20 protein-coding genes are annotated in these 18,234 nt (G+C 65.7%); 11 read left to right on the top strand and 9 right to left on the bottom strand.

From position 1 onward, the window contains the following. Positions 1-52: 52 nt before the first annotated feature. Positions 53-793, bottom strand: coding sequence for a DUF2884 family protein (locus tag JWQ90_RS17000; RefSeq protein WP_299696185.1), 741 nt, complete (start codon positions 791-793; stop codon positions 53-55). 192 nt (positions 794-985) lie between these two features. Here JWQ90_RS17000 and JWQ90_RS16995 point away from each other — a divergent pair, with 192 nt between their 5' ends. Together JWQ90_RS16995 and JWQ90_RS16990 are read left to right on the top strand one after the other, a co-directional pair. Continuing rightward, positions 986-2,050 (top strand): hypothetical protein, encoded by a 1,065-nt coding sequence (locus JWQ90_RS16995; protein ID WP_299696184.1) that lies wholly within the window; start codon positions 986-988, stop codon positions 2,048-2,050. Continuing rightward, positions 2,047-2,481, top strand: a complete 435-nt coding sequence (locus JWQ90_RS16990) for a hypothetical protein (RefSeq protein WP_299696183.1) — start codon at positions 2,047-2,049, stop codon at positions 2,479-2,481. The genes JWQ90_RS16995 and JWQ90_RS16990 overlap by 4 nt, the downstream gene beginning before the upstream one ends. 110 nt (positions 2,482-2,591) lie before the next feature. Here JWQ90_RS16990 and JWQ90_RS16985 read toward each other — a convergent pair whose 3' ends face one another. Both JWQ90_RS16985 and JWQ90_RS16980 read right to left on the bottom strand, forming a co-directional pair. Next, on the bottom strand, positions 2,592-3,134 hold the full coding sequence (locus JWQ90_RS16985; protein WP_299696182.1) for an NAD(P)H-dependent oxidoreductase: 543 nt from the start codon (positions 3,132-3,134) through the stop codon (positions 2,592-2,594). Continuing rightward, entirely contained in the window at positions 3,131-3,466 is a 336-nt protein-coding gene (locus JWQ90_RS16980) for an antibiotic biosynthesis monooxygenase (RefSeq protein ID WP_299696181.1), read from the bottom strand. The genes JWQ90_RS16985 and JWQ90_RS16980 overlap by 4 nt, the downstream gene beginning before the upstream one ends. 78 nt (positions 3,467-3,544) lie before the next feature. On the opposite strand from JWQ90_RS16980, the gene soxR reads away from it, so the two are divergent. Continuing rightward, positions 3,545-4,012, top strand: coding sequence for a redox-sensitive transcriptional activator SoxR (gene soxR, locus JWQ90_RS16975; RefSeq protein ID WP_299696180.1), 468 nt, complete (start codon positions 3,545-3,547; stop codon positions 4,010-4,012). Between the two features lie 14 nt (positions 4,013-4,026). Here the strand turns inward: soxR and JWQ90_RS16970 are convergent, their stop codons facing one another. Next, positions 4,027-4,788: a pseudouridine synthase gene (locus JWQ90_RS16970; RefSeq protein WP_299696179.1), complete on the bottom strand. Its 762-nt coding sequence runs from the start codon at positions 4,786-4,788 to the stop codon at positions 4,027-4,029. 81 nt (positions 4,789-4,869) lie between these two features. Here JWQ90_RS16970 and gloA point away from each other — a divergent pair, with 81 nt between their 5' ends. Then, on the top strand, positions 4,870-5,250 hold the full coding sequence (gene gloA / locus JWQ90_RS16965) for a lactoylglutathione lyase (RefSeq protein WP_299696178.1): 381 nt from the start codon (positions 4,870-4,872) through the stop codon (positions 5,248-5,250). A gap of 102 nt (positions 5,251-5,352) precedes the next feature. Here gloA and JWQ90_RS16960 read toward each other — a convergent pair whose 3' ends face one another. Further along, a complete protein-coding gene (locus tag JWQ90_RS16960) occupies positions 5,353-6,408 on the bottom strand; it encodes a saccharopine dehydrogenase NADP-binding domain-containing protein (RefSeq protein WP_366919534.1) in 1,056 nt (351 codons plus the stop codon). A 348-nt stretch (positions 6,409-6,756) separates the two neighbouring features. Between JWQ90_RS16960 and JWQ90_RS16955 the strand changes: the two genes are divergently transcribed. Further along, the gene (locus JWQ90_RS16955; RefSeq protein WP_299696177.1) at positions 6,757-7,494 is read left to right on the top strand and encodes an SH3 domain-containing protein; all 738 of its coding nucleotides are present in this window, start codon (positions 6,757-6,759) and stop codon (positions 7,492-7,494) included. Positions 7,495-7,592: 98 nt separating this feature from the next. Here the strand turns inward: JWQ90_RS16955 and ppa are convergent, their stop codons facing one another. Further along, positions 7,593-8,123 (bottom strand): inorganic diphosphatase, encoded by a 531-nt coding sequence (gene ppa, locus JWQ90_RS16950; protein WP_299696176.1) that lies wholly within the window; start codon positions 8,121-8,123, stop codon positions 7,593-7,595. A 256-nt stretch (positions 8,124-8,379) separates the two neighbouring features. Here ppa and JWQ90_RS16945 point away from each other — a divergent pair, with 256 nt between their 5' ends. Further along, positions 8,380-8,943 (top strand): adenylate kinase, encoded by a 564-nt coding sequence (locus tag JWQ90_RS16945; RefSeq protein WP_299696175.1) that lies wholly within the window; start codon positions 8,380-8,382, stop codon positions 8,941-8,943. A 93-nt stretch (positions 8,944-9,036) separates the two neighbouring features. On the opposite strand, the gene rnd is transcribed toward JWQ90_RS16945, so the two are convergent. Then, positions 9,037-10,116, bottom strand: coding sequence for a ribonuclease D (rnd, locus tag JWQ90_RS16940; RefSeq protein ID WP_299696174.1), 1,080 nt, complete (start codon positions 10,114-10,116; stop codon positions 9,037-9,039). Between the two features lie 366 nt (positions 10,117-10,482). Here rnd and JWQ90_RS16935 point away from each other — a divergent pair, with 366 nt between their 5' ends. The 3 genes from JWQ90_RS16935 to JWQ90_RS16925 all read left to right on the top strand — a co-directional run bounded on the left by JWQ90_RS16935 (position 10,483) and on the right by JWQ90_RS16925 (position 13,554). Further along, complete coding sequence (locus tag JWQ90_RS16935; RefSeq protein ID WP_299696173.1) at positions 10,483-11,091, top strand: hypothetical protein; 609 nt, start codon at positions 10,483-10,485, stop codon at positions 11,089-11,091. 190 nt (positions 11,092-11,281) lie between these two features. After that, positions 11,282-12,652, top strand: a complete 1,371-nt coding sequence (gene mpl / locus JWQ90_RS16930) for a UDP-N-acetylmuramate:L-alanyl-gamma-D-glutamyl-meso-diaminopimelate ligase (protein WP_299696172.1) — start codon at positions 11,282-11,284, stop codon at positions 12,650-12,652. Positions 12,653-12,753: 101 nt separating this feature from the next. Then, the gene (locus JWQ90_RS16925) at positions 12,754-13,554 is read left to right on the top strand and encodes an aspartyl/asparaginyl beta-hydroxylase domain-containing protein (protein WP_299696171.1); all 801 of its coding nucleotides are present in this window, start codon (positions 12,754-12,756) and stop codon (positions 13,552-13,554) included. A gap of 125 nt (positions 13,555-13,679) precedes the next feature. On the opposite strand, the gene JWQ90_RS16920 is transcribed toward JWQ90_RS16925, so the two are convergent. Next, positions 13,680-14,009, bottom strand: coding sequence for a hypothetical protein (locus tag JWQ90_RS16920; RefSeq protein WP_299696170.1), 330 nt, complete (start codon positions 14,007-14,009; stop codon positions 13,680-13,682). A 170-nt stretch (positions 14,010-14,179) separates the two neighbouring features. Between JWQ90_RS16920 and pmbA the strand changes: the two genes are divergently transcribed. Beyond that, positions 14,180-15,535, top strand: a complete 1,356-nt coding sequence (gene pmbA, locus JWQ90_RS16915; RefSeq protein ID WP_299696169.1) for a metalloprotease PmbA — start codon at positions 14,180-14,182, stop codon at positions 15,533-15,535. Between the two features lie 101 nt (positions 15,536-15,636). On the opposite strand, the gene mgtE is transcribed toward pmbA, so the two are convergent. After that, positions 15,637-16,986, bottom strand: coding sequence for a magnesium transporter (mgtE, locus tag JWQ90_RS16910; protein WP_299696168.1), 1,350 nt, complete (start codon positions 16,984-16,986; stop codon positions 15,637-15,639). A gap of 193 nt (positions 16,987-17,179) precedes the next feature. Between mgtE and JWQ90_RS16905 the strand changes: the two genes are divergently transcribed. Beyond that, a complete protein-coding gene (locus tag JWQ90_RS16905; protein ID WP_299696167.1) occupies positions 17,180-18,127 on the top strand; it encodes a MerR family transcriptional regulator in 948 nt (315 codons plus the stop codon). Positions 18,128-18,234 lie beyond the last annotated feature (107 nt).

Raw genomic sequence — 18,234 nt, 5'->3', positions numbered from 1 at the left:
CTGAACTCAAGTCCTTGCGTCGCCGCCCATGTCCGGCTGCTTCTGCCGGGTACTAGATCGACGGCGCGTCGCGATCGAACGCGTCGAAGTAGTTGAGCGCGTTCTCGAGCGCATCAAGCCGGCGCAGCTGTCCGCAGAGTGCGTCGGCGTCGCGCTCCAGATGGTTGCCGCGCTGCTCGACATGGGTGTCGACGAGCTGCTCGACGTGCTCGGCGCGCGCCTCCATCAGGGACGGCGCGAACAGCGACATCGCCACCAGCTTGGCGACACTGCTGCTGATCTCGGCGACGGCTTCCTCGGTGATCTGGTCGATGGTCTCGTCGAGTTCCTTGTCGTAGTCCTTGCCGAGCGCCTGCGCCGGCAGATGCCGGCCATCGAACTGCTGCGCCAGCTTGCTGCGCAAGCCGTCGAAGCGGCTCAGCAGCTTCGTTCCGCCGTCGTCATCGCCGGCCAGCGTGGATATCGCCAGTACTGCAGCCTCGATGCCGAGCTGTGCGCCCTCGAGTGCGACGCGGCTGACGTCGCGGGTGAAACCGGTCAGCTCCCTGCGATAGTCGAGCAGACGCCGGCGCTCGATCGTCGACAGCGCGCGTTCCTTGCCGTCGATCCACAGGCGATCCCCGGCGATGTCGATATCTGGCGCAGTTCTGGCGTTGCGCAGATGGGCGCCGTCGCCGTCGATCTCGATGTCGTACTTCATCTGGTAGTTGCACAGGGTCGACGGTCCGGCCTGCGCCGACGCGCAGAAGCCGAACAGCAGCAGGGTGGCGGGCAACAGGGCTGAGATGCGCATGGTCTGGGCTCGAGCAGTGGCAGGTAGGGCGTGCCTGATCCAATGGCAAAGCCCGTTCCATGGAGTTGGCACCGTAAAATCAAGGACTTGTGAAATGAGCTTCAAGGCTGTGCAGCGGAACGCGCCAATCACTGGCGGATTTGCTTATCCGTGCGCGGATTCGGCTCGGCCATTCGCCGAGAGCGCTGGCTGATGGATATCGCGATCATCGGCGCGAACGGTGATGTCGGGCGATCGCTGGCAGCGCAGATTATTTCCCGGCAGATCCTGACGCCGCGTCAGCGCCTGCAGCTGGTTGGCCGCCGCGATGGCGGCAGTGCCAGTGCCCTGTATGGACTGCGCGCCGATCTGTATGACGCCTTCGCCGAGATCACGCCGGAAATCGATGTCGCCTTCGCGCCCGAAGAAGTGGCGGCCGACCTGATCCTGTTCTGTGCCGGGCGCACCGCGCCGACTGGCTCCGGCAACATGGTCGGCCGGCACGAGCTGGCCATGGGCAATCGCGCCGTGTTCGAGTCCTATGCCCGCTCGCTGGCCCAGCGCGGCCACGGCGAAGAGCTGGTCGTGATCGTCACCAATCCGGTCGAACTCGGAGTCGAAGTGTTTTCGCGCCATCTCGACCCGCATCGCGTATTCGGCATGGGCGCCTATCAGGACACGATGCGGCTGCGCCGCGAAATCGCGGCCGACTTCGGTGTGCGCCGCCAGCGCGTGCATGGCTACATGCTCGGCGAGCATGGCGACGCGCTGGTGCCAATCCTGTCGCGTTTCTGGATCTATGGCTTCGATGAGGCCGAGAACGCGGCCGCGCTGCGGCGCCTGCGTGGCACGCGCGTCGCCTCCGATTTCGCCGGCAGCCTGGCGAGGGAAAAAGCCGCACTCGCTGCGCTGATCCGCGACCACCATGTCGAGCAGGCTTTCCGCCATGCCGAGGCGCAGCCGCCGGATCTGCGCGCGGTGCTGCTGCCGTTGATCACGCATATCTCCGGCGCCAAGACCGCGACGTCCACCGCCGCGGTCACTGCCGAACTCGCCGAACAGATTCTGAGTGGCGGGCAGAGCGTGATTCCGGCGCAGGTCAGCTTGAGCCGTGGCGACTGGTTCGGCCCCGCCGGCGTGCTCGGCGTGCCGGTGATCTGCGGACTGCGCGGCTGGTCGCAGGTGATTGATCTGGACATGGACGACGACGAGCGCGCCTGCCTGCTGTCGGCGGCCGAGGTGATCCGCGCGCGGCTCGCATCGTGGAGCACGCCATGAGCACCGATCGCCAGGTAGTCTACGTGCTCGAGGTCGCCGACCGGCCCGGCATCATGCATTCGATCGCCGCGGTGTTCGCGCATCGCGGCCTGTCGATTCACGGCCTGGTCGCGGACACCGGCCGCAAGCCGCCGCGGATACTGGTGGTGTTCGAAGGCACGCCGCGGCAGCAGACGCTGGTCGAGCAGGTGCTGGCGCGTCTGCATCACGTCCATCAGCTGCGCATGTTGCCGGCCATATCGCCGCAGCTGCGCGCCGTTGCGATCTGCCGCACGCTGGGCCCACTGCCGCTGCTGGACGACGTGGTCGCGCAACTCGACGACGGCATGGCGCTGCTGTCCGGCAGTTATGCCGCTGTCGACACCGCTTTGGAGCAGCTGCTCCGGACCGGACTCGTCAGCGAGGTTTCACGGTCGCTGGTGGCGCTTTAGCGCGTTGACGAATGAGCCGTAGGTCGGCAATCCCTTGCCGACATGAAACCTTCGATGCGCAACCGGAGCCTCATGTCGGCAAGGGATAGCCGACCTACGGATCGCGCCTATCACAGCACCACCAACGAATAAGGCTGTGCGATGCGCGCGTCGCGCAGCACGCCAGCCCACCACTTGAGCTGAGCCAACAGCCGCGACATTGTTCGGCCGGCGCGCTCCGGCGCGAGCAGCTCGCCGGCCTTGTCGAACTGCTCCCTGGCATTGGCGAACGACAGGCTGTCCCTGATCGTGACGGCATGCAGTTCCGCAAAAACCTGGCGCAGCTGCTCCACCGCACGCAGGCCGCCCGAGACGCCGCCGTAAGACACGAAGGCCACCGGTTTCGCATGCCAGGCCTCGCTCTGCGAATCGATCAGCGCCTTCAGCGGTGCCGGATAGCCGTGGTTGTATTCGGGCGTGACGACGACGAAGGCATCGGCGCTTTCGATGCCTTGCGCCAATGCCAGGCCTTGAGTCACGACGGGATCGATCAGTTGCGTCTCGAAGGTCGCATCGCCGGCGATCTGCGCCGCGGCCCAGCGCACAACGGTGTCGCAATAGCGGCCCGGCCGGGCGCTGCCGTAAATCAGCGCGAGCTTCAGTGGCGGGTTCATCGTGCACCCTGGATGTGGTTTTCCACCGAACGCACGAGCTGGAAGCCGAGTCGTGTCGCCGCGAAACGCGTGACCACTTCGCGTGTCGGCGGCTGAAAATCGGCGTTCCTGAACACGGCCTCCCAGTCGCGCTGAGTGTGCCAGCGTCCGTGGACGACAACCTGCCGGCCGTCGTCGCTGGCATGGAGGCTCGCCGATATGAAACCGGCGTAGCGCTTGAAATGCTGTTCGATCTGTGCGGCGAGCGCATTGAGAAAAGCGCGCTGTTGCTCGGGATCGATTGCGAACTCGCCAATCACTTCGAAGGCGGGCGGCTGCGCTAACGTGGACATGCGTCGTGCTCCTGGGATTGCGGACGAGGGGGGCAGACTGTAAAACCTCAATTTAACTTGAGGTCAAGCGAGGCAGACATGGGCAAGCTCGATCCCGCCACTTTCGGCAAGGATCTCAGCGTCGGCGAACTTGCGGCGCGCAGCGGCGTCGCGATATCGGCGCTGCATTTCTACGAAGCCAGGGGCCTGATCGGCAGCCGCCGCAACGCCGGTAATCAGCGCCGCTATCCGCGCGAAGTATTGCGCCGCGTGGCGGTGATCAAGGTCGCACAGAGGCTGGGTATTCCGCTGGCGGCGATCGGCGAGGCGCTGGCGACGCTGCCGCAGGGCCGCGCGCCGACTGCCGCCGAGTGGCAAAAATTGTCGGCACGCTGGAAGTCCGATCTCGATCAGCGCATTGCCAAGCTGGTGGCCTTGCGCGATCAGCTGCACGACTGCATCGGTTGCGGCTGTCTGTCGATCGAGCGCTGCAAGCTGCGCAATCCCTTCGATCGCCTGTCCGAAGACGGAGCCGGACCCAGGCTGCTCGATCCCGCCGACGGCTGAGATCGGCGGAGGCTTTATCGACCGAGTGTGCGAACCTCGTCTTCGCTCAGGACCCGATACGCACCTTTCGCCAGGTCGCCCAGCGCCAGCGGGCCGATGGCGACGCGGACCAGCCGCAGCACGTCGAAGCCGAGCGCTGCCAGCAGCCGGCGGATCTGGCGGTTGCGGCCTTCGTCGAGCACGATCTCCAGCCAGGCGTTCCGGCCGCCGCTGCGCAGCAGGCGAGCGCTGCGGGCCGCGAGTTTCTCGCCGCTGTCGACAACGCCCTTGAGCATCGCCGCCAGTGCCGCTTCATCCGGCAGGCCGTTGACCTGCACGTGATAGGTCTTGTCGAGTTGGCCGGAAGGCTGGGTGATGTGTGCGGCCCAGACCGTGTCGTTGCTCAGCAGCAGCAGGCCTTCGCTGGCCTTGTCGAGGCGGCCGACGGGCCCGAGCCAAGGCAGGCCCGCGTTCTCCAGCAGCGCATAAACCGTGTCGCGGCCGCGCTCGTCGGAAGCGCTGACGACGATCCCGCGCGGCTTGTTGATCGCGATGTAGACCTTGTCTGTCGCGCGGATATCGGCGCCGTCGACGGCGATGCGCTCTTTTTCGGCATCGGTGGGCCGCTCTGGATTGCGCTCAACGCGGCCGTTCACCGCCACGCGCCCAGCGGCGACCATCGCCTCAGCCTGGCTGCGCGAACAGACGCCGAGTTTGGACAGCACCCGCGCCAGTCCGTGACGCGGACGCGGCGGCTCGGTGGTGCTGCGTCTGCTTGCGGTGACCGGTCTGCCCATCGTCAAAGCTTAAAGCGCCGCGACGGATGCGGGTTAAAATCGGCGGAGTTGTTTTATCGATGCCGATGACCGGGAGTCCTGATGCGCATCCTCCATACCATGCTTCGCGTCGGCAACATGCAACGCTCCATCGATTTTTATACCGGCGTGCTCGGCATGCGCCTGCTGCGTCGGCACGATTTCCCCGAAGGCAAGTTCACGCTGGCGTTTGTCGGCTATGAAGATGAAAGCAAGGCGTCGGCGATCGAGCTGACCTACAACTACGGCGTCGAGTCCTACGATCTGGGCAGCGCCTATGGCCATATCGCGCTGGAAGTCGAAGACGCCCGCGCCGCCTGTGATGCGGTTCGCGAACGCGGCGGCCGCGTCGTCCGCGAAGCCGGCCCGATGAAGCACGGCACGACCGTGATCGCGTTCGTCGAGGATCCGGACGGCTACAAGATCGAGTTCATCCAGAGGTAGAGGCCGTCCAACGAGTCACCGCGTTCGTAGGTCGGCAATCCCTTGCCGACGTGAGGCCCTGGTTGCGCATCGGACTTCTCACGTCGGCAAGGGATTGCCGACCTACGTGACGCTCAGTTCCCCCGAGCCCGGTAGCTTGGTCACCAGGTCCGGCCCCAGCAGCCGTGAAGGCGTGTACGCGCCGCCCGCCGGTTGTTCGCGCCGCAGGTGCTCGACCACGGCGAGTGAGCCGGTGATGGTCAGGCTGTAGCCATTGGCAGTTTTGATGCGCGCGGTGCGAACCACGCCGGCCGCGTTGCGCGCCTCGCCCCAAACGAAGGTCGGCTGCTGGGCACGCAGGGTTTCATCGGGGCCTTTCACTTTTTGGGCGATGCGCTGCTTGATCGCGCGCTGCAGCGGCGGCCAGCCGATCAGCCAGCGGAAATAGTTGGCGCGCTTGGCGTTGGCGATCATGCCGGGCGAGCCGGGAATGAATACCTCGATGTTCGGTATCCCGGTCGTGTACCAGGCGGTGGAGACGTCGCCCCAGGGGATCGTCATCGCCAGCTTCTCGCCGCCGCCGAAGTCGATCTTGCGCACCGAATACGCCAGCGGCACGGCGACGATCCTGCCGTCGCGCCGGACCTTGCCGCCTTGTGCCAAGCCTTCGACCGAGGTTTTCGCGGTGCCCGGCGAGAAGCCCGAACGCGAGTCGAAACCCAGGGCCAGATGCGTTGCGTCCGGCAGCACCTCTTTCAATGTGGCGGCGACACAGTCGGTCGGGATCACATCGAAGCCGACGCCAGGGCAGACCACGCAGCCGGCCTGGCGGGCGCGCTCGTGCTGGGCCTGCGCATACTCGAACACCGAGATTTCGCCGGTGATATCCAGGTAATGACACTGCATTGACAGGCAGGCCTCGATCATCGGACGGGCGGTTGCCGAGAACGGGCCGGCACAATGCAGCACCAGGCCGACGCCCTTGAGTTCGCGCCCCAAGGCCGCCGAGTCGTCGAGCCCGAAGCAGCGTGTTTCGAGCCCGAGTTCGGCGCCCAGGGCCTCGATGCGGAGCTTGTTCCGGCCGGCGACGATCGGGTTCAGCCCGCGCCGCTGGGCTTCGCGGGCGATCAGTTCGCCGGTATAGCCGTTGGCGCCGTAGATCATCCACTTCACAGGCATTCTCCAAGCTGTTTTGCGACGCGTTTGCACGGCAATCGGGGTGCTGAATCAGCTTCAGCATAGACGTTCGACAGGTTTTTTATTTCTAGGTAGATTTCCCACTGCAAAGGAACGTCGCATGAGCAATGTGGAATCGGGCACCGCAGCAGGAAAGCGGGATAACTCTGCTGCGTCGCAACAAGGCCTCCATTCGAGAGGCTTTCTGCTCGCCATTAAAATTCTGATGAATCAGCCCATTAAGAACCATAGTTAAGGTCGGCTGAGCGGCGGCCGCTGGCTGGTATTTTGAAACTGACGTCCGGTTCACTAGATTGCGGCCTAGAAGTCCTGTCTTTGGGGAGACGGAACATGGGACGCTGGTCCAGTGCGCTGTGGGGAGTTCTGCTGTCGTCTGTCAGTTTCGGAGCGGCGGCGGTTGACGCCACTCATGTGGTCGCACGCGATATCCGCAGGATCGGCGGCGGCAACTGCATCGCCTCGGTGGCGGTGCGTTACAACGAGCCGATCCAGAATCCATGGTCGCAGCCGGCGCGCCTGCTGAAATCGTCGCGTCGCACCGTGCAGTGTTCCCAGGCACAGGTCGCTGCCGACGGCCTGATCCGCGATCTTGAAACCGATCTGCTGCTGCAGGCGCAGCGTCGTGCCGATATCGACAACACTCAGGTCCACAGCGTCACGCTCGCAGACGAGGCCTATGTGCGTCGCCAGGCGAGCGCGGAATCGCCGCTGCTGAAAATCCTGCCGGCCGGTACCCGGATCAACCTGCGCTCGCTGACGCCGACCTGGTACGGCATCACCGACGCGCGCGGCAATCCGACGGAAGGCTTCCTGCATTACTCCGAACTCGCAGGAAAATTCAGCCCGCCTCAGAAAATCCTCAGTTCGATGACCGCGGCCTGCAATGCGCGCGTGCGCGCCAAGCCCAGCATCGAGGCGCCGATTGTGCAGTCACTGAGCTGTGGCCAGCGGCTGCGCGTGGTCGCCGCATCCGGCGGCTGGTATGAAGTGGCGGGCAGCGATGGCCGGCCGGCGGGTGCCTACGTGCATGGTGCGGTACTGACGCCGGTACGTAACCGGGTTCAGTAGTTCACGCTGCACAACAAGAAGGCCGCGTCAGCGGCCTTCTTGTTGTGCAGCACGCCGAAACTCAAGGCGATGTTCAGCCCCTGATCGGAGCCCCTGCATCAGCCTTTGTAGTCGGCAATGCCCTTCTCGATCTCGCCGCGAGCGGCGGCGGCGTCGCGCCAGCCGGAGATCTTCACCCACTTGCCCTTCTCGAGCAGCTTGTAGGAGCTGTAGAAGTGATGGATCTCGTTCTTGATGCGCTCCGGTACGTCGGCCAGATCCTGCAGGTGGTCGTAGGCGCCGTTGCTGACCTTGTCGACCGGCACTGCCAGCAGCTTGGCGTCGGTGCCCTTCTCGTCTTCGGTGTCGAGCACGCACAGCGCGCGGCACTTGATCACCGAGCCGGCGACGACCGGATGCGGGGTCATCACCAGCACGTCGACGGGGTCGCCGTCGCCGGCCAGGGTCTTCGGCACGTAGCCGTAGTTGGCGGGGTAGGACATCGCCACGTTCATGAAGCGGTCGACCATCAGCAGGCCGGTGTCTTTGTCGACTTCGTACTTGACCGGCGGGCCGTAGGCCGGGATTTCGATGACGACATAAAATTCTGCTGGCGCTTTGTCGCCGGGGCCTAGTGCTTCAATACCCATGATCGCGTTGCCTTTGGTGGGACGTGGAAGATGGCGCGCCGTTGACGGCCGGCCGTGCAAGAAAGAAGCCTGTCCGCGAGCCGCTTGGCCCGCTCAGTGCGAGCCGAAGTTTACGGGAGAATGCCGCCGGGGTGGCACTCCATACGATGGTCTCGTTGACGGGTCCGGTGCCTAGCCGTTACCGTTTCGTCATGCCGCCGCTCCGCTGCCCCTCGCCGGCGCGCGCAACCACGACCAAGGACGTAGGACAATCTCGATGAGAATCGTTTTGCTGGGCGCGCCCGGCTCCGGTAAGGGCACCCAGGGCGAAAAGCTGGTCGCGCACTACGGCGTCCCGAAGATTTCGACCGGCGACGCGTTGCGCGCCGCCGTCAAAGCCGGCACCGAACTCGGCAAAAAAGCCAAGGCGACCATGGACGCCGGCGGCTTGGTGGCCAATGAAATCGTCATCGGCATCGTCGAGGAGCGTCTCGGCGAGGCGGACGCGCAGAAGGGCTGCATCCTCGACGGCTTCCCGCGCAATACCGCGCAGGCCCAGGTGCTGGACGGCATGCTGACCCGCCTCGGCCAGCCGGGTATCGACAAGGCTGTTCATTTGCATGTGTCGGACGAGGAGATCGTCAAGCGCCTGCTCGACCGCGCGATCAAGGAAGGCCGTGAGGACGACAAGGAAGACGTGATACGCAGGCGTATCGATGTCTACAACGCTGAAACGCGTCCGCTGCTCGCCTACTACCAGGCGCAGAACAAGCTGGTGACGCTGGAAGGCGTCGGCACAGTCGATGCGATCTTCGACAGCATCGTCAAGGTTCTGAGCTAGGGTTGGATCGAAGGTAGGTTGGGGTGAGCCTGCGAACCCCAACATCGGCGCGGACCCATGTTGGGGTTCGCAGGCTCACCCCAACCTACCGCGTCAGAGCTTCAGCAGCGCCTCACCCGCAACCTCGCGCCGCCAGCCGCTCAGCAGCGGCACCTCGGCCTCCGCACCCCGCAGCGCCACCGCCTCGATATCCGCACGCGGAGCCAGCAGCGACGACGGAATCCCCAGCTCCACCGCGATTTCGCGCACCTTGGTCATCAGCTTTTGCGTGAGCGTCTTCTGCGCTTCGCTGGGCAGCTGCTCCAGCGCCAGCGCCGGCGCGCCGGTGTCGCGAGCGGCCGCGACCACGCGCAGCAGTTCGGCCGCGTGGCGTTCGAGCGTTTTCGGCGGCAGCACCTGCAAAGCGGCGAGCTGGCCGGTGTCGACCGGCCGGCGCTCCGCGATCCGGAACAGCGCGTCGTCGGCGAGTATCCATTTGCGCGGGCGGTCGCGTGTCTCGGCCAGGCGTTCGCGCCATGCGGCGAGCGCGGCGGCCACGTGCTGGGCCGGCGCCGGCAGGCGCGCGAGGCCTTTCAAGCGTTCCCAGGCCGCGTCGGGCTGTACCCGGTAGCGCTCCGGCCGCGACAGGCGCGCGCAGTCTTCCTCGAGCCAGCTCAGGCGGCCACGCGCGACCAGCTCGTCGCGCAGCGCCGGATAGATCACCGCCAGGTGGCGCACGTCGTCTTCCGCGTACGTCAGCTCGGCCGCGCTGAGCGGCCGCCGCGCCCAGTTGGTGCGCGACAGGCTCTTGTCGACCTTGATGCCGAGCTTTTGTTCGATCAGCGCCGCATAGCCGAGCTGGTCGCCGATGCCGAGCAGGCTGGCCGCGATCTGGGTGTCGAACACCGGTGTCGGTGCGACGCCTCGCAGGCGCACGAAAATCTCCAGGTCCTGGCTCGCCGCATGGAACACGCTGACGCAGCTCGGGCTCTGTAGCAGGTCGAGCAGCGGCGACAGATCTTCGATCCGCGTTGCATCCACCGCCGCCTCGCTGCGCCCGTCCCCGACCTGGATCAGGCACAGCTGAGGCCAGTAGGTTTCCTCGCGCACGAACTCGGTGTCGACGGTGAGCCAGTCACGGCCGGCAAAGCCGTCAACCATCGCGTGCAGCCCGGCCTCGGTGTCGATCAGCATGCAGTGTTCTTCATCGGCATTCTAGGGCCTGTTGACATTGAATCGGTCGCTGCGCTGGCTCCAAAGAGGGCGCAGCGCAAGGATCGACCGACGAAGTGTATTGAAATACATGAGGAGGGAGAGACGCCGCGATGTGCCCTCTTTGGGGCCAGCCCTTCGGGTTGCCGCCCAAAATGCGGCCATGCCGCGTTGCTCGTCGTCACCATAGTCACCACTATGCCTCCTCCTCGCGCCTTGCCTGGCCGCATTTTGGGCGGCAACGCAACGACCGATTCAATGTCAACAGGCCCTAGTCCTCGGAACCGGTCTGGAGCGGAGCGCTTAGAATAGCCGCTCTCCCATCACCGGCCCTAAGCGCTCCCCCGCATGCTGACAACCGTGGCGACCGTCACTCTGCGCATCCTGTTCTTCAGAGCAGGCCCGCAGGATCTGCCTTACGCGCCGACGCTGACACGGCTGCTGATCCCCTTCGCGCTGGTGGTGAATTTCGCGCTGGCCTCGCTGACTCTTCCGTCCGGGCTCGCCGCGGTTTCCGCCGCGATGGCGGTGCTCGGCCTGTCGGTGACGACGCGCAGCCTGTTGCGCCTGCGCAACATGGAGAACCGCTATACCCAGACCTTCCAGGCGCTGCTGCTGACCAGCACGCTGATCGCGCTGGCCTTCATCGCGCCGCTGTCGCAGCTGATGCCCGAGATCCTGAAGATCGCGCAGAACCCGCAGCTGATCGAGCAGAACCCCGCTGCACTGAATCTGCCGGCCGGGCCGGTGCTGCTGTTCGACCTGCTGCTGATCTGGAATTTCGCAGTCAGCGCGCATGTCTACCGCCAGGCCGCGGATCTGAAACTGGTCGTCGGCGTGCTGGTATCGATGCTGGTATCCATCAGCCTGCTGATGTTCGTGGGCTTCGCAACGTCGGTGATCGGCAGCCTGCTCGGGCTTGCCCAGCCGGCCGTCGGCGCCGGCGTCGGCGGCTGAGAGGCTGTGAGTTTTTCGCCCGCCTACTGCGGACGTCGCTGCACGCCCCCTGCGGCGTTGCGCTACGCGAAAAATGCAGTCATTTGGCTCGCCAAACTCAGCATTTTTCGCGCAGCGCGCCTTGCAGGGGACGCGCAGCGACGCCCTCGCTACGGCGTTCAAAAAACTCACAGCCTCTGAGGTCAGGGCCATGCATCTGCACATCCTGGGTATCTGCGGCACCTTCATGGCCGGCATCGCCGCGATCGCGCGCGAGGCCGGCCATCGCGTCACCGGTTCCGACGCCAACGCCTGGCCGCCGATGTCGACGCAGCTGCAGGCGCTCGGCATCGAGCTGCTGCAGGGCTACGCGCCCGAGCACCTGCAGCCGGCTCCGGACATCGTCGTCGTCGGCAACGTCGTCACGCGCGGCAATCCGGCGATGGAATACGTGCTCGACGCGGGCCTGCCCTATGTTTCAGGCCCGCAATGGCTGGCCGAGAACGTGCTGCAGGGCCGGCACGTGATCGCGGTCGCCGGCACGCACGGCAAGACCTCGACGACGTCGCTGCTGACCTGGCTGCTGGAATCGGCAGGGCTGGCGCCCGGCTTCCTGGTCGGCGGGGTACCGCTGAATTTCGGCGTGTCGGCGCGGCTCGGCAAGGGCCGGCATTTCGTCATCGAAGCCGACGAGTACGACACCGCGTTCTTCGACAAGCGCAGCAAGTTCGTCCACTACCATCCGCGCACCGCGATCCTCAACAACCTCGAGTTCGATCACGCGGATATTTTTCCGGATCTGGCGGCGATCGAGCGCCAGTTCCATCACCTGGTGCGCACGGTGCCGCGCAGCGGGCGGTTGATCGTCAACGGCGCGGACGCCAATCTGGCGCGCGTGCTGGCGATGGGCTGCTGGAGCGGTGTGACGCGTTTCGACATCGCCGATGGCTGGCGCGCCGAGCCCTGCGGCCGTGCCGATGGTCTCGACCGCTTCGAGCTGATCGTCGACGGCGCCTCGCAGGGCATCGTCTCGACGCCGCTGGCCGGTGCGCACAACCGCTCGAACACGCTTGCCGCGTTCGCCGCCGCCGCCGATGTCGGCGTGCCGGTTGCGGTCAGCATCGCCGCACTGCCGTCATTCGAATCGGTACGCCGTCGCCTGGAACTGCGAGGTGTCGTCGCCGGTGTCAGCGTCTACGACGATTTCGCGCACCATCCGACCGCCATCCGCGTGACGATAGCGGCGCTGCGCAGCCAGGGCGGCGGCCGCATCATCGCCGTGCTCGAGCCGCGCTCGAACACGATGCGCCTCGGCCATCACGCCGAAGAACTCGCGCACAGCCTCGATGGCGCCGACGCCGTATTCGTCTATGCGCGGCCGGATCTGCAGTGGGATGCACATACCGCGCTGGCAGCGGTGCGTCCGCCGCTGGCGGTGCACGATCATCTCGATGCGCTGGTGGCGGCGCTGGTGGCGCAGGCGGAACCGGGTGACCGTCTGCTGGTCATGAGCAACGGGGACTTCGGCGGCGTGCATGGCCGCCTGCTCGATGCGCTGGCCGGCATCGATCGCACGGCCTGAGCCATCGGTTTGCGTTCATCGATGATTCACCACGCGGCCTTCATGGTCGCGCGTTTATGCATTCATTGCGTCGTCAAACCAGAACGAGGAAACATCCGGCGATGAACGAGCCGCATCCTTCAATGCCGCCTTATACCCCTGCGCCCGGCTATGAAACCGGCCGCGCGCATCGGCTCGGCACCAGGCCGAACGCGTTCGGCAGGCTCGCGATCCAGGCGCAGACGCTGCTGGAAACGGTGATTGCAAAAGTGTCGCGGATCCGTGATACGCCGGTCTACGACAACGCCGACTTCGCCTGGACGCCAAAGGTGGAAGCCTATTGGCCGGGTATTCGCAGCGAGCTCGAATCGGTATTGCGCGAGCGCAGCCGCTTGCCGAGTTTCCACGAGATCGTCGACGAGGTCCGCACCATCACCGCCGACGATCAGTGGAAGACCTACTGGCTGGTCGGCCCCGGGCTCGACACCCGCGAGAACGCGCAGCGCTGCCCGCAGACGATGCAGGCGCTCGCCGAAATCCCCGGCGTCATCAATGCGTTTTTCAGCATTCTTGCGCCCGGCAAGATCGTTCCGGCGCATCGCGGCGCCTACAACGGCATCCTGCGGTATCACCTCGGCGTGCTTGTGCCGGAGCCGCGCTGGATGGCCGGCATCCGCATTGCCGATCGCATCTGCAACTGGGCAGAAGGCGAGAGCCTGATCTTCGACGACAGCTACAACCACGAGGCCTGGAACTGCACTGCAGGCTGGAGGGTGGTGCTGTTCGTCGATTTTGTACGGCCACTGAAACAGCCGTTTCATGCGATGAACCGGGTGTTCGTCAGTGCCGGCGCACTGCTGCCGCTGATGCGCCGCGCCGGCACGCGTCATCGCAACTGGCAGAGGAAGTTCTACAGAAAGTAGAGCGGGTCAAGACCCGCTCTATACGGGTACCGGAATCAGCCGCGATCAATCATTGTGGTGATCGCTGTCGTGATCGCTGTCGTGATCGCGGACGCATCCGCGACCCGGGATGCCGCGCGACCACATCAGTTTTTGTCTTTGGCGTCTTTGGCTTCCTGGCGATCGTTCTGGCGGGCGTCCTGCTGTTTCTCCCTCAAATTCTGGCGCTTGTCCTGCATGCGTTCGTCCTGGGCATGCCGGGCGGCGGCCGCGTCCTGATGGCTGAAGTTCGGATCGTTCTTCTTTTCTTCCTGAATCTTCTGATTCAGTTCCTTGCGGTTCTGCTGCTGGTTCTCACGCAGGTCCTGGCGCGCTTCGGCCTGATTCTCCAAGCGGTCGTCGCCAGCGAACGCGGGGCCGGCGGACGCCGCCATCAGGCTGAGAGCGGCGACGGTAATGGCGATGCGATGATTCATGGGCTTGCTCCTTTGTGGATTTTGTGGATGTGTAGTACCGGGATCTTTGTCCCGCCGAGCGATCAAGATTCAAGCGCCGCGACACGATGGACTTCGTGGCTTGCTCCGGGCTGAATAGTTTCCCGGTGATAAGCTGGCGTCTGCTCCGCTGCCGACGAACTCTTGCCGCCATGTCACCCGCCCTGACACCCTCCGATGGTCTCCCGCTTTCCGCCGATCTGGAGCCGCTGGTGCTGCGCGTGCTCGACGCCGCCAAGGCTGCTGGCGCGACGCAGGCCGAGGCCAGCCTCTCGCACTCCCGCGGTCTCTCCGTCAGTGTGCGCAAGAGCGAGGTCGAGAGCCTGGAGTTCCAGCGTGATCGCGGGCTGTCGTTGACGGTCTACTTCGGGCATCGCAAGGGCAGTGCATCGACCGGCGATCTGTCCGACTCCGGCATCCGCCAGGCGATGGAAGCCGCCTGCGCGATCGCCGGCGTTACCGAGGAAGATCCGTTCTCCGGGCTCGCCGATCGTGCTCGCCTGGCGACCCAATTCCCCGATCTGTCGCTGGATCATCCCTGGGACGTGACGCCGGACCAGGCGATCGAGATGGCGCGCGCCTGCGAGGCGGCGGCGCTGGCTGTGGATGCGCGCATCACCCAGAGCGAAGGCTCGGGCCTGTCGACCCAGCGCGGCGTGTCTATCTATGCCAACAGCCATGGCTTCGTCGGCCGCCGCAGCGGCACCCAGCACTCGCTGTCCTGCGCGGTGATCGCCGCCGATCCGGCCGGCAACATGCAGCGCGACTACTGGTACGACGGCGGCCGCAATGCGCAGCTGCTCGATACCGCGGAGGCGATCGGCCGCCGCGCCGGTGAGCGCACGATTGCAAGGCTGGGCGCAAAACGTCTGTCGACCCGCACCGTGCCGGTGATGTTCGTGCCGCAGCAGGCGCGCGGCCTGTTCGGCCATTTCATCGGCGCGATCTCCGGCGGCGCGCTGTATCGTCGCGCCAGCTTCCTGCTCGAGCACCTGGACCAGCCGGTGTTCTCGGACATCGTCACGCTGGAGCAGCAGCCCTTCATCCGCGGCGGCTCGTCCAGCAGCTCGTTCGATCAGGAGGGCGTGGCGACCGCGCAGCGCCATCTGGTCGAAGCCGGCGTGCTGCGCGGCTGGCTGCTCGGCAGCTATTCGGCGCGCAAGCTCGGGCTGGAAACCACCGGCAACGCCGGCGGCGTCTACAACCTGGTCGCGAGTCATGGCGAACTGGGCTACGAGCAGCTGATCAGGGAGATGGGCGAGGGCCTGCTGGTGACCGAACTGATGGGCCAGGGCGTCAACGGCGTCACCGGTGATTATTCGCGAGGCGCGGCCGGGTTCTGGGTCGAGAACGGCGAGATCGCGTATCCGGTCGAGAACGTGACCATCGCCGGCAACCTGCTCGAGATGTACCGGCGCATTCGCGTGCTCGGCGCCGATGTCGATACGCGCGCCAATGTTCGCTGCGGCTCGGTGCTGATCGACGGGCTGCAGCTCGCGGGTGAATAGGTTTCGTTGTGAGAGTGTTGGGGTTCGCTTTGCTCACCCCAACCTACACGATCTTCGGCATTTCGTAGGTTGGGGTGAGCGCAGCGAACCCCACGCATCGATCACATCAAAATCAGCGTTCCCAGCCCCAGCAGGCAGAAAAATCCGCAGACGTCGGTGAACGTGGTCAGCACCACGCTGCCAGCGAGTGCCGGGTCGACGCCGAGCTTCTTCAGCGTCACCGGCACGAACACGCCGACCAGGGCCGCGATCGCCTGATTCGCCAGCATCGCCATGCCGACCACCAGGGCGAGCATGAAACTGTGGAACCAGAAGTACGCGATGATCGCGACGACCACGGCCCACAGCACGCCGTTCATCAGCGCGACCAGGATTTCCTTGCGCAGCAGCCACAGCGTATTGCCGCCGCCGATCTGGTTGAGCGCGTAGCCGCGGATCATCAGGGTCAGCGTCTGGCTGCCGGCGATGCCGCCCATGCTCGCGACCACCGGCATCAGCACCGCCAGCGCGACGATCTGGGTGATCGTCGCCTCGAACTGGCCGACCACGTAGGACGCCGCGAACGCGGTGACCAGGTTGATACCCAGCCAGACCGCGCGGCGGCGCGCGGCCGGCCGCACCGGCGCGAACAGATCCTCTTCCTGGTTGAGGCCAGCCATCGACAGCCAGTCGTGCTGCGCATCGGCGCGGATCACGTCGACGACGTCGTCGATGGTGATGCGGCCGACCAGTCGGCCGTCACCGGGCGTGACCACCGGCGCCGATACCAGATCCGAACTCTGGAAGCGCTGCGACACTTCGCGCGCCTTCATCGTCACCGGCAGCGCTTCGCGCGAGCGGTCCATGACCTGCGCCACCAGATGGTCCTCGGGCCGCGTCAGCAGCTTGTCCAGGCTCAGTGTGCCCAGGTAGCCGCCGTAGCGGTCGACCACGAACAGCGCGTCGGTATGCGAGGGCAGATCGCCGCGCCGGCGCAGATAGCGCTGCACCACTTCCAGCGACACGTCGGGCCGTACCGTCACCGTGTCGGTGTTCATCAGGCCGCCGGCGGTGTCGGGCTCGAAGGCCAGCACCGACTCGAGCCGCGTGCGGTCGTCGGCGTCCAGCGCCAGCATCACCTGCTGCGCGACGGTCTCCGGCAGGTGCTCGACGAAGTCGGCGAGATCGTCGATGTCGAGTTCGCCGGCCGCCGCCACCAGCTCGTCGGTGTCCATGTCGCGCATCAGGTTGTCGCGCACGCCTTCGGGCAAGTGCAGCAATACTTCGCCGTCGTCTTCCGGGGCGACCATGTCCCAGACCAGCTTGCGCTCGGCCCAGGGCAGGGCCGCGAGCAGGTCCGCGATCTCGGCCGGATTCAGCGCCGCCAGCGAGCGTTTCACCGGCAGCAGGCGGCCGCCGTCCAGGGCCTCGCGCAAGCGGGTCAGACGCGATTCGGCAGCGCTCGATGCCATCGGCAAGCCTTTTCCCGGGCAGGGACTGGTGAGGACGCAGAAACGGTGCGGAAACGGTGGGCAAGCTGAACAACGCGCGAGCATAGCCGCCGCCGGCTGGCCTGTCAGTGAACCCAAGGCCAGGCTGGACGGGCTCAATTTAGGTTCAGCTTGGCTTGTCAGACTCCAGACACGATCTAGACAAAGAGGCGTCATGGACGACCATAAGCAAGGTGGGCTGGCGACGAGGCTGCCTACCGAAGTTCCGCGCTGCCCGATCAATGTGGCGGCGCGCCGCTCGGGCCTTTCGGCGCATGTGATCCGTGCCTGGGAGCGCCGCTATTCGGCGATCACGCCCGAGCGCACATCCAAATCGCGCCGGCTCTATTCCGACTGGGAAGTGCGCCGCCTGGTGCTGCTGCGCCAGGCTGTCGAGCTGGGTCATCGTATCGGCGAGATCGCACGGCTGCCGATGGAAGAGCTGCGCGCGCTGGTGGGCCGCGATACCTTGCCGGGTGTCGAGGCCTCGCCGCGCATCCCGCTGCCGCGGGCGCGGCTGGTTGAAGTCACGCTCGATGCCGCGCGTGCGCTCGACGGCGCCGGTTTTGCGCAGGCCCTGCTGCAGGCGACGCGCACGCTGAGCGTGCCTGAGCTGTTCGATGAATTCGTCGGCGTGCTGGCGGCCGAGATCGCCGCACAGGTTCGCAGCGGCAAGCTGCGGCTTGCGCACCAGCGCTTCGCCGCGGCCTATCTGCGCAGCTATCTCGGCGATCTGCTCGCCAGCTGCGGCGCCGCGCCCTGGTCGTCGAGCGTCGTCGTATCGACAGCGCCGGGGGAGTTGCAGGAACTCGGCGCGATGATGGCGGCGGTTACCGCCAGCCGCGCCGGCTGGGACGTGATCTACGTCGGGCCGTCGATGCCGATCGACGAGCTGGCGTTTATTGCGCAGCAACGCAATGCCAATGCGGTGTTGCTGAGTTCGGCATCGGACGCTGCAGCCTGCGAGCCGGCCTTGGCGAAGCTGCGCGGCGCCATCGGCGCGGAGCCGACGATTTTCCATATCGGCGCCGCGCTGCCGAGTGCACAGCCGCCGGCCGGGCTGATGCAGCCGGCGAGTCTGCTGGAATTTTCGCAACAGCTGGAAGCGATCAGGCGCAGCTGAAGCTCGGCCTGGCACGTCGGCAAAGGATTGCCGACCTACAACTGGGCGCGCGTCCGACTCGTAGATCGGCAATCCTTTGCCGACGTGAATCCCACAGGCGCATCGTG

Origin of the sequence: Hydrocarboniphaga sp. (assembly GCF_028291725.1) — a bacterium.
Taxonomy (GTDB): Bacteria; Pseudomonadota; Gammaproteobacteria; order Nevskiales; family Nevskiaceae; genus Hydrocarboniphaga.
Note: the sequence above shows the minus strand (reverse complement) of the source record. Positions and strands in the feature narration are given on the sequence as shown.